Source organism: Thiobaca trueperi (genome assembly GCF_004342175.1).
GTDB lineage: Bacteria > Pseudomonadota > Gammaproteobacteria > Chromatiales > Chromatiaceae > Thiobaca > Thiobaca trueperi.
In genome coordinates this window covers 1-14,654 of sequence record NZ_SMAO01000004.1, presented here as the reverse complement: position 1 = coordinate 14,654, position 14,654 = coordinate 1, and the positions used below count along the sequence as shown (strand labels likewise).

The window sequence follows — 14,654 nt, the reverse complement described above, 5'->3', positions numbered from 1 at the left end:
AACACACCCGCCAGCCGTCAGGCCACCCCGGCCAGACGCACCGCCTCGTCCACATCCACCGAGACCAGCCGCGAGACGCCCGGCTCGTGCATGGTCACGCCCAGCAGATGATCGGCGATCTCCATCGTCACCTTGTTGTGACTGATGAAGATGAACTGCACCTGTTCGGACATCGAACGCACCAGCTCGCAGAAACGCCCGACATTGGCGTCATCCAGCGGCGCGTCCACCTCGTCGAGCATGCAGAAGGGCGCCGGATTGAGCTGGAAGATGGCAAACACCAGCGCCACCGCCGTCAGCGCCTTCTCGCCGCCCGAGAGCAGATGGATGGTCGAGTTGCGTTTGCCCGGCGGACGCGCCATGACGCTGACCCCGGTCTCCAGCAGATCCTCGTCGGTCAGGGTCAGATAAGCCTGTCCGCCGCCGAAGAGACGCGGAAAGAGCTGTTGAAAGCCCTCGTTGACCTGCTCATAGGTCTCTTTGAACCGGTGTCGCGTCTCGCGGTCGATCTTGCGGATTGCCTGCTCCAGGGTCTCCAGCGAGCGGCTGATGTCGTCATGCTGCGCGTCCAGATAGGTCTTGCGCTGCGACTGTTCCCTGAATTCGTCGATGGCGGCCAGATTGATCGCCCCCAGACGCTGGATGCGCGCCCCGACCTTGGTCAGTTCCTCCTGCCAGCGCGACTCGCTCCCCGGCTCCGCACTCAGGGCCAGGGTCGCCGGATCCATCGACTCCAGCACCGCCGCCGGTTGACTGTCGGCCTCGGCAAGCTGTTCGACCAGGGTCTGACGCCGCACCAGACGCTCCTGACGTTCGAGCCGCAGCGCATCCAGCCCGCGCTGGCTGGTCTGAACCGACTGTTCCACCCGCTGACGCTCTTTCTCCAGGGCACGCACGGCGGCATCCAGTGACTCGCGGTGGTTGCGTGCCGCATTCAGTTCCTGTTCGACCTCGACCTGTCGCGACAGGAGTTCGTCGAGTTGTTCGCGCTGCTCGGCCAGCGGCTCGACGCTTTCTTCAAGTGCCTCCAGCAATTCGTCGCGCCGCTCCTGAAGCTGAACCCGCTGCTCCTGGGCGCGGGTCAGACTCTGCTGGGTCGCTTCGCGCGCCGCACGGTTGGATTCGACGCTGACCCGCAGGCTCTGGCTCTGTTCGCGGCAGTGGCGCTCCCGTTCGCGACCCTGGGCGACCGCTGCCCGCAGCGACTCGCGCTCGCGCGTCATGGTCTCGCGGCGTTCGGCCAGCGTCTCCAGTTCGGTCAGAAGCGCATGCAGCCGTTCGCGGGTCTCTTCCATCTCGGCGACGGCCTCCGCACTCTGCTCGGTCAATTCGGCGCACTCACCGGCGAGCGCCCGCAACCGCTCCTGCTGATGCTCGCGCCGGATGCGCAGACCGCTGAGTTCATTGCGCAACGCGGATGCCTCGCGCTCCAGCGCGGCGCGTGCCTGTGCGGCGTCGAGTCGCGCCTGTTCGGCTGCGTCCCGCGCCTCGCGCAGACGTTCGTCCTCGTCCAGCAGGTCCGTCTCGCGCGCCAGATGCTCCGCGATCCCGGCTTGCAGTGTCCTGATCGCCTCCGCCCGCGCCAGCACGCCGCCGCCGGCATCATTCGCTGGCACACCCAGCCAGTTGCGACCGATCTGCATGCCCTCAGGCGTGATCAGGCGTTCGCCCGGCCCCAGCGTCTCGCGCACCGCCAGCGCATCTGCGAGCCGATCCGCCACCCGCGCACCGCCGAGCAGACTGTCGAGCGGCCAGGGGGCGCGGACATGCGACAGCAGCGCATCGGTCTGCGCCGCTGCACCCGTCGGCGACCCAGCCGCCGACCCGCCCGTCTCCAGCAGCACCAGTCCCGGCGGTAGCGCATCAGTCGCGACGCCATGCCGCTCCAGCCCGCTCGTGCCCACTGCCCGCAGCGCGTCGCCGAGGACGGTTTCCACCGCCAGCTCCCAGCCGGCATCGACCTCCAGATGATCGACAAGACGCGGAGCATCGGCGAGCCCCTGCCCCGCCAGCCAGTCGGCGCGCGCGCCATCGGTATCCGCCAGCGCCGATTCCTGCAACGCGGTCAGCGAGGCCAGACGGCCTCTGGACTCCTGAAGCCCGGTGCGCAACTGATCGAGTTCATCGGCGAGTTGGCGCAGGTCATCGTCGCGCTCATCGACCTCGTCGGCACACTGCCGCTCGCGGCCCTCCAGCGCGTCGATCCGTTCGGCGAATTCGCCCTCACGCTCGGCCAGTTCATCAATGCGGGGCGAGATGTCGGCTGACGCCAGACGCGCCATCTCGTCCTCGATCCGGCGCAGACGCTCGCGCTCGCGGCCCAGGCTCTGTTCCAGCGCATTGATCCGCGCCCGCTCGGCCTGCGCCTGCTCGCCCGGACGGGCAGCGGTCTGATTGAAGGCATCCCACTCGGCCTCCCAGCCTTTGAGCTGATCCTCCGCCGTCATGACCACCCCGGCGGCGGCGCTCAAGGCGTCTTCGGCGGCGCGCCAGTCGGGCTCATCGCGCGCCAGTTCCTGCGCGATCCCGGCCAGACGCGCCTGATCGCGCTCCAGATGACGCCCGGCCTCGTACAACTCCTGCTCCAGACGCACCAGTTCAGCCTCGCGCCGACCACGCGCCTCGCTGGCGAACTGGATCGCCTGCTCGGCGCGCGCGATCTCGGCGCCGACGGCATAGAATCGGCCCTGAACCGCGTTGAAGCGATCCGACGCCGCGTTGAAGTCCTCGCGATGCGAGTCGATATCGGCTTCAAGCCGGCGCTGACTGGCGAGACCGGCCTCGGTCGTCGTCTCCGCCTCGCCCAACTGCCGCTCCTGTGCCTGGATCTCAGTGTCCAGCGCGCGCCAGCGCAGCGCCTTCAATTCCAGATCCAGACGCCGCTCCTCGGCCCGCAACTGGGTGTATTTCTCGGCGGTCGCGGCCTGACGCTCCAGATGCTGCAACTGCTTGCCGACCTCTTCCCGCAGATCGTCCAGACGCTCCAGATTCTCGCGGGTGTGGCGCATCCGGGTCTCGGTCTCGCGCCGCCGCTCCTTGTATTTGGAGATGCCCGCCGCCTCTTCCAGAAAGAGCCGCAGATCCTCGGGCCGGGCCTCGATGATGCGCGAGATCATCCCCTGCTCGATGATGGCGTAAGAGCGCGGCCCCAGGCCGGTGCCGAGAAAGAGATCCTGAATATCGCGCCGCCGGCAGCGCGAGCCGTTGAGAAAATAGCCCGACTGACCGTCGCGCGAGACCTGCCGCTTGACCGAGATCTGATTGAAGGCGGCATATTCGCCCCCGACCCCGCCGTCGCTGTTGTCGAACACCAGCTCGATGCTGGCAATGCCGACCGGCTTGCGTCCGGTGCTGCCATTGAAGATGACATCCGCCATCGACTCGCCGCGCAGCATCTTGGCCGAACTCTCGCCCATCACCCAGCGCACCGCATCGATCACATTCGACTTGCCGCAGCCGTTGGGACCGACCACACCCACCAGATTGCTCGGAAAGAGCACGGTCGTGGGATCGACGAACGACTTGAAGCCGGCGAGCCTGATCTTTTCGAGCCTCATCGCGCGGCCCCCGGAGACCGCGTCTGAACAACAGGGCCGGAGTTGGCTGACAGCCGGCCAAGAGCGATCCCGCCCTGAATCGGATCGCAAGAGCCAGTGCGGCGTGGAACGGTCAGCATGGCAGGATCGAGGTCACGGATAATCAACTGGTTCGCACCAATGAGCGGAAGCGCATGATTTAAGGTTCGGGACCGGGTAGATACCCCGTCCTGCGCGGGATAGTCAACAAGGGATGGACGGGGTAAGCTGAATTTTTCAAGCCCGCCAAACAAAAAATGATCCTGGACCCCGCTCCCATCTGGTACGGCCACCGTCACCCTCTGGCGTTGCTGCTGTTGCCGCTGTCCTGGCTCTATTGCGCCGTGGTGCGGCTGCGCCAGATCGCCTATCGGCGCGGCTGGCTGACCTGTCATCGTCTGCCGGTTCCGGTCATCGTGGTCGGCAATCTGACCGTAGGCGGGACGGGCAAGACGCCGCTGGTGCTGCGACTGGCGGCCCTGCTGCGCGAGCGCGGCTGGACGCCCGGCATTCTCACGCGCGGTTATGGCGGTGGGGCGGCGCAGTGGCCGCAGCGGGTGCAGATCGACAGCGATCCGGCACTGATCGGCGATGAGCCGCTGCTGCTGGCGCGGCGCAGCGGCTGCATGGTGGTGGCGGGGCCGGATCGGGTTGCGGCGGGACGGCTGGCGCTCGGCGTGGGATGCGATATTCTGCTGACCGACGACGGTTTGCAGCATTGGCGGCTGGCGCGGGATCTGGAGATCCTGCTGGTCGATGGCGAGCGGGGTTTCGGCAATGGACATTGTCTGCCTGCCGGGCCGCTGCGCGAACCGGCAAGCCGTTTGACGCGCGTCGATCTGGTGCTCTATCACGGCGGAAGTGGTCATGAGCACGCTATGCGCCTGGTTCCCGGCGCGGCGGTGAATCTTGCGCACCCCGATCTGACCCGACCGCTGGCCGATTTTCGCGGTGAGCGGGTGCAGGCGGTCGCGGGGATCGGCAACCCCGGTCGTTTCTTCGCGCTGCTGCGTGAGGCGGGACTCGACATCGAGCCGCATCCTTACCCGGATCATCATCGCTTCTCGGCGTCCGATCTGGCGCGCTGGTCGGATGCGCCGGTGCTGATGACCGAAAAGGATGCCGTCAAATGCGCGTCCTTCGGTGGCGACCGGCACTGGTTTTTACCGGTGGAAGCGGTGCTCGATGACCGCTTTCTGGAGCGGTTTTTCTCTCAACTTTCAGGGTTGACTCATGACTAGTGGCTTCAAGGTTGTCATTCCGGCCCGTTACGGCTCCACCCGTCTGCCCGGCAAGCCGTTGCTCGACATCGCCGGCAAGCCGATGATCCGGCATGTGATCGAGCGGGCGCTGGAGAGTGCGGCAGCGGAGATCCTGGTCGCCGCCGACGATCCGCGCATCATTGATGCGTGCGCAGGGTCAGGCGTGGAGGCCATGCTGACTGATGCCGCACACCGCAGCGGCACCGACCGTGTGGCCGAGGTGATTGAGCGGCGGGGCTGGGATGACGAGACCATCGTGGTCAATCTTCAGGGCGATGAGCCCTGCATGCCGGCGGCGCTCATCGATCAGGTGGCAGCCGATCTGGGCGCGCTGGCCGGGGTCGGCATGTCCACCCTGGCCTACCCGATCCATGACAGCGCCATCCTCTTCGATCCGCACGCGGTCAAGGTCGTGACCGATGCCGCCGGTTTTGCGCTCTATTTCTCGCGCGCGCCGATTCCCTGGCATCGCGACGAGTTTCTAGGGCAGCATCATCCAGTCCTGCCTGCGACGGTCGGGTTTCTGCGTCACATCGGGCTCTATGCCTACCGTGCCGCCTTTCTGAAGCGCTATGTCGCCTGGGAACCCGCGCCGCTGGAACTGGCCGAATCGCTCGAACAGTTGCGGGTGCTCTGGCATGGCGAGCGGATTCATGTGAGCGTTGCTGCCGAGGAACCGGGGCCGGGGGTGGATACGGCGGATGATCTGGCGCGGGCGGTGCGGCAGTCGCTATTAAGGTGATTTCTGGAAACCACCTGAAGATGTTGGGGTGTGCGATATGAGTCGATTGTGGCGCGGCGTCCGGGCGACGGATCTGGAACGCGGTTTGGTCCGGCTGGCCTTCTGGACTGGTCTGGGGGGCGTGCTGCTGTTATCGCTGTTGCCGAATTCAGCCCTGCCTCCTGTGGATCTGGGTTGGGATAAGGCAAATCATATCGCGGCCTTTGCCGTGCTCGGGCTGTTGGGCTGGCGGTCCTTTCCGCAGGCACGCGGACGGCTGCTGGTGATGCTGCTGTTCTATGGTCTGGTAATCGAGGGCTTGCAGTCGCTGACTGCGGACCGGCAGGCGGAGTGGCTGGATATCGTTGCCGATGCGGTCGGGTTGGCGCTGGCGCTGGCTGTGACGGGTCTGATGCGACTGAGAGGCCGGGCAGGAAAACACGATGAGTGAGAAGGAAGATGTAGGCGTCGAAGGGGCGGGCACCGCCAGTGGCGCGGATTCTGGTCTGGCCTTGGAGCTGCGGATCCAGCAGCTCGAACTGGAGCGGCAGCGCCGCGAACTCCACCAGATCCAGACCGAGCTGGAGCTGTCGCGCGATCGCTATGCGCGACTCTTCGATGAGGCGCCGGTGGGCTATGTGGTCTTTGATCGCGCCGGTGTGATTCGTGCGGTCAATCTCACTGCGGCGAAGATGCTGGGACGACCGGATTCCGAGCTTGAGGGCGGTTCCTTTCTGCCGTTCCTGGTGGCGGCCCAGCACGACGCCTTTTTGAATCATCTGCGGCGGGTCTTCGATCAGTCCGGATTGCCGTCGGCGGCTGACGATCTGGTGCTGGATTTCAACTCGCACGCCACTGAGCGGGTGATGCGTCTCCGCTCCAGTCGGCGCGAGTCATTGGTCGGGGTCGAGTGTTTTACGGTGCTGGTCGATATCACCGAGCGTCGGCTCGCCGAAGAGCAGATGCGACGGGCGCGTGATGCCCTGGCGCAGGTCGCGCGCTTGAACGCGGTCGGGATTCTCGCCTCTTCGCTGATCCATGAATTATTGCAACCGTTGAGCGCGGCCGGGTTTTTCTGTAGCGCGGCGGGGCAACTGGCGCAAGGGCCGGCTGCCGATCCCGAGCGTCTGATCGGTGTCATCGACCGCATCAATGGTCAGGTGCGGCGGGCCAGCGACATCATGGAGCGGCTGCGAACCTTTCTGCGTGGCCGGCAGATGTGCAAGGTGGCGGTGCCGCTGGAGCAGGTGCTGACGCGCGCCTGCGACCTAGTGTGCTGGTTTGCATCGGATCACAAGGTCCAGCTCCGGTGTGCGGCGGACACGGATCTGCCGGAGATTTTCGCCGATCCGGTGCAGATCGAGCAGGTGCTGGTCAATCTGCTGTGCAATGCCGTACAGGCCATCGAAGATGCCGGATCGGCGCGGCGCGAGATCGCGATCGAGGCGATGTTGCGCGCGTCCGAGGTCGAGCTGATCGTGCGCGACACCGGGCCAGGTTTGGGGCCGGGTCGGCATGAGAGCGTATTCGACATCTTTGCGTCCACCAACGATTCCAGCTTGGGTTTGGGACTGGCCATCAGTCGCGCCATTGCCGAGGCGCACGACGGGCGTCTGTGGGCTGAGCCGGAACCGGAAGAGGGTGCCGTGTTTCATTTCACCCTGCCGCTGATGCGCACAGCGGCGGCAACGCCTCCAGCGGCCAGCGCGCCCTCGGTTTGAAGGCCAGCGGCTCAGACTGACCGGCGCGCAGCCGCTGCCAGCCGGCATAGGCGATCATGGCGCCATTGTCGGTGCAGAACATGGGGCGCGGATAGTAGGTCTCGCCACCCTCGGCGGCGATGGCTGAATCCATCCGCTCGCGCAGACGCCGGTTGGCGCTGACCCCGCCGGCCAGGATCAGGCGCCGGTGTCCGGTCTCGCGCAGGGCGCGGCGGCATTTGATCACCAGGGTATCGACCACGGCCTCCTCGAAGGCGCGCGCGATGTCGGCGCGGGTTTGTACCGGATCGGCTGCCAGTGGCAGTTCGGTGCGAACCGTGTTCAGGGCAAAGGTCTTGAGTCCGCTGAAACTGAAATCCAGCCCCGGACGATCCGTCATGGGGCGCGGAAAACGAAAGCGCTGCGGATCGCCCCGTTCGGCGAGCCGCGCCAGTTCCGGGCCGCCGGGATAAGGCAGATCGAGGATCTTGGCCGTTTTATCGAAGGCTTCGCCAGCGGCATCGTCGAGCGATTCGCCCAGGATGCGGTAACGCCCGACACCTGCGACATCGACCAGTTGGGTGTGACCGCCCGAGACCAGCAGCGCGACGAAGGGAAACGCCGGTGCGGGTGATTCAATCAGCGGCGCCAGCAGATGGCCTTCCATGTGATGCACCCCGATGGCCGGCACGCCCCAGGCCCAGGCAAGGCTACGCCCGAGGGCGGCTCCCACCAGCAGGGCGCCGATCAGTCCCGGCCCGGCGGTAAAGGCCACGCCATCGATGGAAGCGGGTGGCAGACCCGCCTCGTCGAGCACCTGGCGGATCAGCGGCAGGGTCTTGCGGACATGATCGCGCGAGGCCAGTTCGGGCACCACGCCGCCATACTCGGCATGAATCGCGACCTGCGTGTAGACTGCATGCGCGAGCAGACCCTGCTCGCCGTCATAGATCGCAATCCCGGTCTCGTCGCAGGATGTCTCGATGCCCAATACGCGCATGTTTTTCCGTCCCAAAATGCGAAAGCATGGATCATAACGGAACGCGCGTCTGATGGCCCCGCTCGATTTGTTGTCCCGATTTGCAATCCAGGTTGAATGACCGCTACAATCCGCGACTTTATTTCGTTCATTCCACTCGTCTGGAGACACTGAAGGACACTCTATGCCCAGCGTTCGCGTCAAAGAAAACGAGCCATTCGAAGTCGCTATGCGGCGTTTCAAGCGGTCCTGCGAAAAGGCAGGGGTGCTTGCTGAGGTCCGCCGTCGTGAGTTCTACGAAAAGCCCACGTCCGAGCGGAAGCGCAAGAAAGCCGCTGCCGTCAAGCGTCATCAGAAGAAGTTGCAGCGCGAATCCCGTCGCTGGGAACGTCCGTACTGAGTGGAGCAAGCCTGCATCCCGGCTGGTTTCGGGGTGTGGTTCCGATTGCTCGACTGCCCGCCTGCCGATTCGCGCAGGCGGCAGATTTCATCTTTCCCCGCGACAGCCGCCCCGCAACAGGTGTCAGCCCATGCTCAAGCAGCAAATCCAGGACGACATGAAGACCGCCATGAAGGCGGGCGAAAAGGTCAGGCTTGGCGTCATCCGTCTCATCCTCGCCGCCATCAAGCAGCGCGAGGTCGATGAGCGTATCGAACTCGACGATGCGCAGGTGCTCGCCGTGCTCGACAAGATGGTGAAGCAGCGGCGCGATTCCATCACCCAGTACAGTGCCGCCGGGCGCGAGGATCTGGCCGAGGTCGAGCGGGTCGAGGTCGGTGTGATCCAGGACTATCTGCCTGCCGCCCTGACCGACGCCGAATTGAGCCGGTTGCTGGACGAGGCGATGGCGGCATCCGGTGCGGTGGCGATGAGCGACATGAGCAAGGTTATGGCCGTGCTGCGTCCGCAGGTACAGGGTCGTGCCGACATGGGCGCCGTCAGTGCGCTGGTCAAGCAGCGGCTCGGGGTCTGAATAGACAGGATTCACAGGATTTCCCAGGATGGACAGAATTCTTAACGAATTGTTTTTACTGTTAATCTTGAAAAATCCTGTTAATCCTGTCCAATTGAAGATCTGACAATCACCTGAAGCTGCTCGCGCTCAAATCATGGCCGGCAGAATCCCACCTGAATTCATCGACAATCTGCTGGCACGGACTGACATCGTCGATCTGATCGGCTCGCGCATCCAGCTCCGCAAGGCCGGCAAGGACTATCAGGCTCTCTGCCCCTTCCACGACGAAAAAACCCCCTCTTTTACCGTCAGTCCCAGCAAGCAGTTCTATCACTGCTTCGGCTGCGGAGCGCATGGAACCGCCATCGGTTTTCTGATGGACCACGATCACCTCCCGTTTCGCGAGGCGGTCGAGGAACTGGCCCAGCGTGCCGGTCTGGAGGTTCCGACTGACGGCGAGGTGGTTCAGGCCGGCCCGGATTACGCCCCCCTTTATCAACTGCTCGAACAGGCCGCTGCGCTCTACCGCCAGCAATGGCGGGAACATCCGCAGGCCGCCCGCGCGGTCGAGTATCTCAAGACGCGCGGCCTGACCGGTGAGATCGCCGCCCGCTATGAACTGGGTTTCGCGCCGCCGGGTTACGATTTTCTGCTGTCGCGTCTTGGCCGCAGCGCCACTGAGCGGGAGCGGCTGATGACCTGCGGTCTGCTCGCCGAGCAGGATGGTCGGCACTATGACCGTTTTCGCGAGCGCATCATCTTCCCCATTCGTGACCGGCGCGGACGGGTGATCGGCTTCGGCGGACGACTCATCGGCGAGGGCAAGCCGAAATATCTGAACTCGCCCGAAACCCCGGTCTTTCACAAAGGGCGCGAACTCTACGGCCTGTTCGAGGCCCGGCAGGCCAATCGCCGGCTGACCTCGCTGCTGGTGGTCGAGGGCTATCTGGATGTCATCGCCCTGGCTCAATTCGGCGTCACCAACGCGGTCGCGACGCTGGGCACCGCCACCACGGCCGACCATCTTCAGCAACTGTTGCGCACCGCGCCGGAGATCATCTTCTGTTTCGACGGCGACCGCGCCGGTCGCGAGGCCGCCTGGAAGGCGCTGGAAACCGCGCTGCCGCTGGCGACCGGTCATCAGTCGATCCACTTTCTCTTTCTGCCCGATGGCGAGGATCCCGACACCCTGGTGCGTGGCGAGGGGGCCGAAGGCTTCACGGCCCGCGTGCAGACGGCGCGACCGCTCTCTGAGTTTCTGTTCGGGCATCTGTCGGAGCAGTTGGATATGACCGCCCCCGAGGGTCGCGCGCGACTCGCCAGCCTCGCCAGACCGCTGATCGAACGGATGCCCGTCGGCCTCTATCGCGAACTGCTGTTCAAGCGGCTGGCCGAGCTGGCTGGATTGCCCGCACAGCCGCCAGCGCCTCCGGTGCACGCGCGCCGTCGGGTTGGCCGGCCCGGCCAGCCTCAGCGTCTGAGCCTGATCGCCCAGGCCATCGCCCTGCTGCTCGATCATCCCGAGCTGGCGGCCCAGGCCGCACAAGCGCCTGATGACTGGCGTCGCTCCACAACTCCCGGCATCGAGGTGCTGGCGCAGTTGCTTGACACGCTTGCGGCTCACCCCGCCATGAGCACGGCCGCGCTACTGGAACGCTGGCGCGAACACCCCCATTTTGCCTATCTCCAGCGTCTGAGCGTGGCGTCCTTTCTCCAGGACATTGCCGCAGAGGATGTCGCCGCCGATTTTACCGGCGCCCTGGCGCGACTGAGCGAGCAGGTGCGCAAGGCCGAGCGCAATCGCTCATTCAATCAGCGCAGCACGGCGGACTGGTCTGCTGAGGTGCGCGCCGAGATGGAGCGCGAGGCCGAAGCGGCGCGGGTTCGGCGTGACGAACGGCACTGACTCTCCTGGCCGCGACTTGGTTTTTCAATGGGTTTCGACTATTTAGGGTTGGGTGAGAAACGAGTTGGGTTTCATCCATCGCAAACGTTGGCAGAGGATTTCAAGATGATCGTTTTGCTCTAAGTGAAATTGAATTTTTATGCTACAATTCGCGGTTCACTTTTAAGCCGCCTTCCGCCGCACCGAGTCAAGGTATCCCATGGATCAAGAACAGCAGCAGTCCCAACTGAAGCAACTGATCGCCAAGGGCAAAGAACAGGGTTATCTCACCTATTCCGAGGTCAACGACCACCTGCCTCCCGGCATTGTCGAGACGGATCAGATCGAAGACATCATCCGCATGATCAACGACATGGGGATCATGGTGCAGGAGGTCGCGCCCGATGTCGTCGATCATACCCTGAGCGATTCGGCCGTCTCCGACGATGAAGCGGCTGAGGCCGCCGCTGCCGCGCTGGCCACGGTCGATAGCGAATTCGGTCGCACCACGGATCCGGTCCGCATGTACATGCGCGAGATGGGGACAGTCGAGCTGCTGACGCGCGAAGGCGAACTGTTGATTGCCAAGCGCATCGAAGAAGGGCTCAATCAGGTGCTGGGCGCGCTGTCGGTTTACCCGCGCTCGGTCGAGAAGCTGATCGAGATCTTCGACCGGGTTGAGCGTGAAGAAACGCGCTTGACCGACGTCATCTCCGGTTTCAACGATGCCGAAGACGATCACCCGGTCGTCGTCGCGCCCGTTGTTGTCGTTGCCGAGACGGACATTCTGGCCGAGAAGACGGATCTCGATGCCGCCGACACCGACCTTGACACCGATACCGAAGACGACGAAGCCGTGGTCGTCGATACCGGCCCGGATCCGGAAGACGCCGCACGGCGCGCCAATCTCCTGCGCGAACGGTTCGATGTGCTCCGCGCCGCGCTCGAAGCCCATGGCCGGGACGATGAGCGTTCGCGGGCTGCCATGACCGAGGTCTCCGAGGTCTTTCTGCAATTCAAGCTGGTGGCCCCGGTCTTTCAGGAGCTCGCCGAGCTTCTGCGCCAGACCATCGAGCGGATTCGCGGTCAGGAACGGCTCATCATGAATCTCTGCGTTGAACAGGCGCGCATGCCGCGCAAGCTGTTCATCGACACCTTCCCGGATAATGAAACCAACCCGGACTGGCTCGAACAGCAGCTTGCCAGCAGCCAGGCTTATGCGCCCCGTCTGGCCGAACTGGCCCAGGACATCCGTCGCGCCCAGCGCAAGCTACAGGATGTCGAGCGCGAGAATATCCTCACCATCGCCGAGATCAAGGAAGTCAACCGCAAGATGTCCATCGGCGAGGCCAAGGCCCGTCGCGCCAAAAAGGAAATGGTCGAGGCCAACCTGCGACTGGTGATCTCCATCGCCAAGAAATACACCAATCGCGGGCTGCAATTCCTGGATCTGATCCAGGAGGGCAATATCGGTCTGATGAAGGCGGTCGATAAATTTGAATATCGTCGCGGCTACAAATTTTCCACCTACGCCACCTGGTGGATCCGTCAGGCCATCACCCGTTCGATTGCCGATCAGGCGCGCACCATCCGCATCCCGGTGCACATGATCGAGACCATCAACAAGCTCAACCGCATCTCGCGCCAGATGATCCAGGAAATGGGTCGCGAGGCCACTCCGGAAGAGCTGGCGGCGCGCATGGACATGCCCGAGGACAAGGTGCGCAAGGTGCTCAAGATCGCCAAGGAACCCATTTCGATGGAGACCCCGATCGGCGACGACGAAGACTCGCATCTTGGTGACTTCATCGAAGACTCCGGCGTCATCTCGCCGGTCGATTCGGCGACCGCAGAAGGATTGCGCGAGGCGACTCAGAACATGCTTGCCAGCCTCACCTCGCGCGAGGCCAAGGTGCTGCGCATGCGCTTCGGCATCGACATGAACACCGACCACACGCTCGAAGAGGTCGGCAAGCAGTTCGATGTCACCCGTGAGCGCATCCGTCAGATCGAGGCCAAGGCGCTGCGCAAGCTGCGTCATCCGACGCGATCCGATAAACTGCGCAGCTTTCTGGATACCGACTGAACCGCATCCCTGCGCGGCCAGGGATGGCGGCGCGACGGTCAATGATTCCTGCCACGCCCCAGTAGCACAGCGGTTAGTGCAGGCGACTCATAATCGCTTGGTCGGGAGTTCAAATCTCTCCTGGGGCACCATGAAAACAAGGGCTTACCGGCAATCCGGCAAGCCCTTTTTGTTGCCCGGTGTAATCGCGTCAGGATTTTTTGACGACTGCCAGCTTGGGGCGCGCGTCCGGTTCGGCGGCTTGTGCAGGCGGGCGGTAGTGAACCGCCCCGGGTTTCGCGGAGGCTCCAACTCTTGAGAAGATGGAGCCATGAAGAAGTCTGTGAAGTTTTTCCCCGAGGTCCGCGAGCGTGCCGTGCGCATGGTGCTCGAGTCGCGGCCCAATCATCCGTCCCTCTGGGCGGCGGTTGAATCGATCGCCGCCAAGATCGGCTGCACGGATCAGACACTGCACAACGGGGTTCGACAGCACGAACGCGGTACCGGTTAGCAATAAACGGACTACCTGTACGTCGAGCAGGCCAGCTTCGGTGCCGAACTTCTCTGCGTCCTCGTATTCATGCTAGATGGACAGCCGTTCAAGGTCGAGCATGACATGAGGCTCGTGCTGTATTAGTTAGGTGCCGCTATTCGTTTTGTACTGTACTGAGCTCCATCCCAGAAGCGGACGGTTACCCGAGCACGCGGGAAAAAACCAGACAAATACTTCATCAGCGAGGTTTGATGCAATGCCACAGAATATCGAGAGCCAGGTTCGTGCGCCTCTTGGTATCGACGATACCTATTCCGGAGTGACTGATGAACTAGCCAGCGAGGAAGAATCGACTGATGACCGCGAGGCTGGCGCCGAAGCCATGAACGTGTCATTGAAGAGGACGACCCATGACGGCGACGAGTGCATTGAGGTTTACGCGCACCGCGATCCAAATCCACAGGAAGGTCAGAATAATACTCAGCAGACGGTGCTGTTGGCGCGCGTGACTGAGCGGAAGCTCGATATGTTCCCTCTGGTCTCTGCGTCTTATCGCCAGACGTTTTTGAAGCCTAAGTACAACGAACTCACCACGATCACGGTTGTAGCGGAAGAGCATGAGCCTTGGCCGCTTCCAGAAACGATTAGCGAGTTTGACGCACTGCTCGAATCTCTTCCAGTTGGGTTCGGTCGGCACGCCAAATATGGGCTGGGGTTCAAGTGGGAATATCGGCTTATCCCCCATGCCATCCTCGAAATGGTTGGAATCACCGAACTGATGATCGAGCCCGGTGACGAGGCTTTTGTACAACTCCCAAGATTCCATCTTGGGATAGATCGCTTCTCTAAAATCAAGCGTTCCCTCGACTCCATCACCCATCGGCTGAGGACCTGCTCCCTCCGAGAACGGCAGTTGCTCGCATATATACCGCTCTCATTTGAGTTTTTCGCCGACAGGCATTTTGTGACACATCAACCGGATCTGTAGAATCTTCGCCATGTCTGACTACTGTCTCAC

11 protein-coding genes, 1 tRNA gene and 1 pseudogene are annotated in these 14,654 nt (G+C 63.4%); 11 read left to right on the top strand and 2 right to left on the bottom strand.

The genetic code is table 11. From position 1 onward, the window contains the following. Positions 1-17: 17 nt before the first annotated feature. Positions 18-3,557, bottom strand: a complete 3,540-nt coding sequence (gene smc, locus EDC35_RS08215; RefSeq protein ID WP_132976780.1) for a chromosome segregation protein SMC — start codon at positions 3,555-3,557, stop codon at positions 18-20. 275 nt (positions 3,558-3,832) lie between these two features. Here smc and lpxK point away from each other — a divergent pair, with 275 nt between their 5' ends. Genes lpxK through EDC35_RS08195 form a run of 4 tightly spaced genes read left to right on the top strand, consistent with a single transcriptional unit; the run spans position 3,833 to position 7,279 of the window. Beyond that, positions 3,833-4,816 (top strand): tetraacyldisaccharide 4'-kinase, encoded by a 984-nt coding sequence (gene lpxK, locus EDC35_RS08210; RefSeq protein WP_132976779.1) that lies wholly within the window; start codon positions 3,833-3,835, stop codon positions 4,814-4,816. Then, complete coding sequence (kdsB, locus tag EDC35_RS08205) at positions 4,809-5,579, top strand: 3-deoxy-manno-octulosonate cytidylyltransferase (protein WP_132976778.1); 771 nt, start codon at positions 4,809-4,811, stop codon at positions 5,577-5,579. Before lpxK ends, kdsB begins: the two co-directional genes overlap by 8 nt. Before the next feature lie 37 nt (positions 5,580-5,616). Further along, a complete protein-coding gene (locus EDC35_RS08200) occupies positions 5,617-6,009 on the top strand; it encodes a VanZ family protein (protein WP_132976777.1) in 393 nt (130 codons plus the stop codon). After that, positions 6,002-7,279: a sensor histidine kinase gene (locus EDC35_RS08195; protein ID WP_132976776.1), complete on the top strand. Its 1,278-nt coding sequence runs from the start codon at positions 6,002-6,004 to the stop codon at positions 7,277-7,279. Before EDC35_RS08200 ends, EDC35_RS08195 begins: the two co-directional genes overlap by 8 nt. On the opposite strand, the gene tsaD is transcribed toward EDC35_RS08195, so the two are convergent. Beyond that, the gene (gene tsaD / locus EDC35_RS08190; RefSeq protein ID WP_132976775.1) at positions 7,215-8,258 is read right to left on the bottom strand and encodes a tRNA (adenosine(37)-N6)-threonylcarbamoyltransferase complex transferase subunit TsaD; all 1,044 of its coding nucleotides are present in this window, start codon (positions 8,256-8,258) and stop codon (positions 7,215-7,217) included. The genes EDC35_RS08195 and tsaD overlap by 65 nt on opposite strands. A 163-nt stretch (positions 8,259-8,421) precedes the next feature. Between tsaD and rpsU the strand changes: the two genes are divergently transcribed. From rpsU to EDC35_RS08155, 7 genes and pseudogenes are all read left to right on the top strand, one after another. Further along, positions 8,422-8,637 (top strand): 30S ribosomal protein S21, encoded by a 216-nt coding sequence (rpsU, locus tag EDC35_RS08185; RefSeq protein ID WP_007041206.1) that lies wholly within the window; start codon positions 8,422-8,424, stop codon positions 8,635-8,637. A gap of 130 nt (positions 8,638-8,767) precedes the next feature. Beyond that, positions 8,768-9,211, top strand: a complete 444-nt coding sequence (locus EDC35_RS08180; protein WP_132976774.1) for a GatB/YqeY domain-containing protein — start codon at positions 8,768-8,770, stop codon at positions 9,209-9,211. 136 nt (positions 9,212-9,347) lie between these two features. After that, a complete protein-coding gene (dnaG, locus tag EDC35_RS08175; protein ID WP_132976773.1) occupies positions 9,348-11,099 on the top strand; it encodes a DNA primase in 1,752 nt (583 codons plus the stop codon). Positions 11,100-11,298: 199 nt separating this feature from the next. Beyond that, positions 11,299-13,164 (top strand): RNA polymerase sigma factor RpoD, encoded by a 1,866-nt coding sequence (gene rpoD, locus EDC35_RS08170; RefSeq protein WP_132976772.1) that lies wholly within the window; start codon positions 11,299-11,301, stop codon positions 13,162-13,164. 55 nt (positions 13,165-13,219) lie between these two features. Further along, positions 13,220-13,295 (top strand) — tRNA-Ile (locus EDC35_RS08165). Positions 13,296-13,474: 179 nt separating this feature from the next. After that, positions 13,475-13,651, top strand: a pseudogene (locus tag EDC35_RS08160) (IS3 family transposase); the annotation flags it as partial. 241 nt (positions 13,652-13,892) lie between these two features. Then, positions 13,893-14,624 carry a hypothetical protein gene (locus EDC35_RS08155; RefSeq protein ID WP_132976770.1) on the top strand — a complete coding sequence of 244 codons (732 nt, stop codon included), beginning with the start codon at positions 13,893-13,895 and terminating at the stop codon, positions 14,622-14,624. Positions 14,625-14,654 lie beyond the last annotated feature (30 nt).

What these genes read in the sequence shown, in the direction of transcription:
- rpoD (WP_132976772.1), top strand. Translation starts at nt 11,299, where the DNA reads ATGGATCAAGAACAGCAGCAGTCCCAACTGAAGCAACTGATCGCCAAG.
- kdsB (WP_132976778.1), top strand. Translation starts at nt 4,809, where the DNA reads ATGACTAGTGGCTTCAAGGTTGTCATTCCGGCCCGTTACGGCTCCACC.
- lpxK (WP_132976779.1), top strand. Translation starts at nt 3,833, where the DNA reads ATGATCCTGGACCCCGCTCCCATCTGGTACGGCCACCGTCACCCTCTG.
- dnaG (WP_132976773.1), top strand. Translation starts at nt 9,348, where the DNA reads ATGGCCGGCAGAATCCCACCTGAATTCATCGACAATCTGCTGGCACGG.
- EDC35_RS08155 (WP_132976770.1), top strand. Translation starts at nt 13,893, where the DNA reads ATGCCACAGAATATCGAGAGCCAGGTTCGTGCGCCTCTTGGTATCGAC.
- EDC35_RS08195 (WP_132976776.1), top strand. Translation starts at nt 6,002, where the DNA reads ATGAGTGAGAAGGAAGATGTAGGCGTCGAAGGGGCGGGCACCGCCAGT.
- EDC35_RS08200 (WP_132976777.1), top strand. Translation starts at nt 5,617, where the DNA reads ATGAGTCGATTGTGGCGCGGCGTCCGGGCGACGGATCTGGAACGCGGT.
- EDC35_RS08180 (WP_132976774.1), top strand. Translation starts at nt 8,768, where the DNA reads ATGCTCAAGCAGCAAATCCAGGACGACATGAAGACCGCCATGAAGGCG.
- tsaD (WP_132976775.1), bottom strand. Translation starts at nt 8,258, where the DNA reads ATGCGCGTATTGGGCATCGAGACATCCTGCGACGAGACCGGGATTGCG.
- rpsU (WP_007041206.1), top strand. Translation starts at nt 8,422, where the DNA reads ATGCCCAGCGTTCGCGTCAAAGAAAACGAGCCATTCGAAGTCGCTATG.
- smc (WP_132976780.1), bottom strand. Translation starts at nt 3,557, where the DNA reads ATGAGGCTCGAAAAGATCAGGCTCGCCGGCTTCAAGTCGTTCGTCGAT.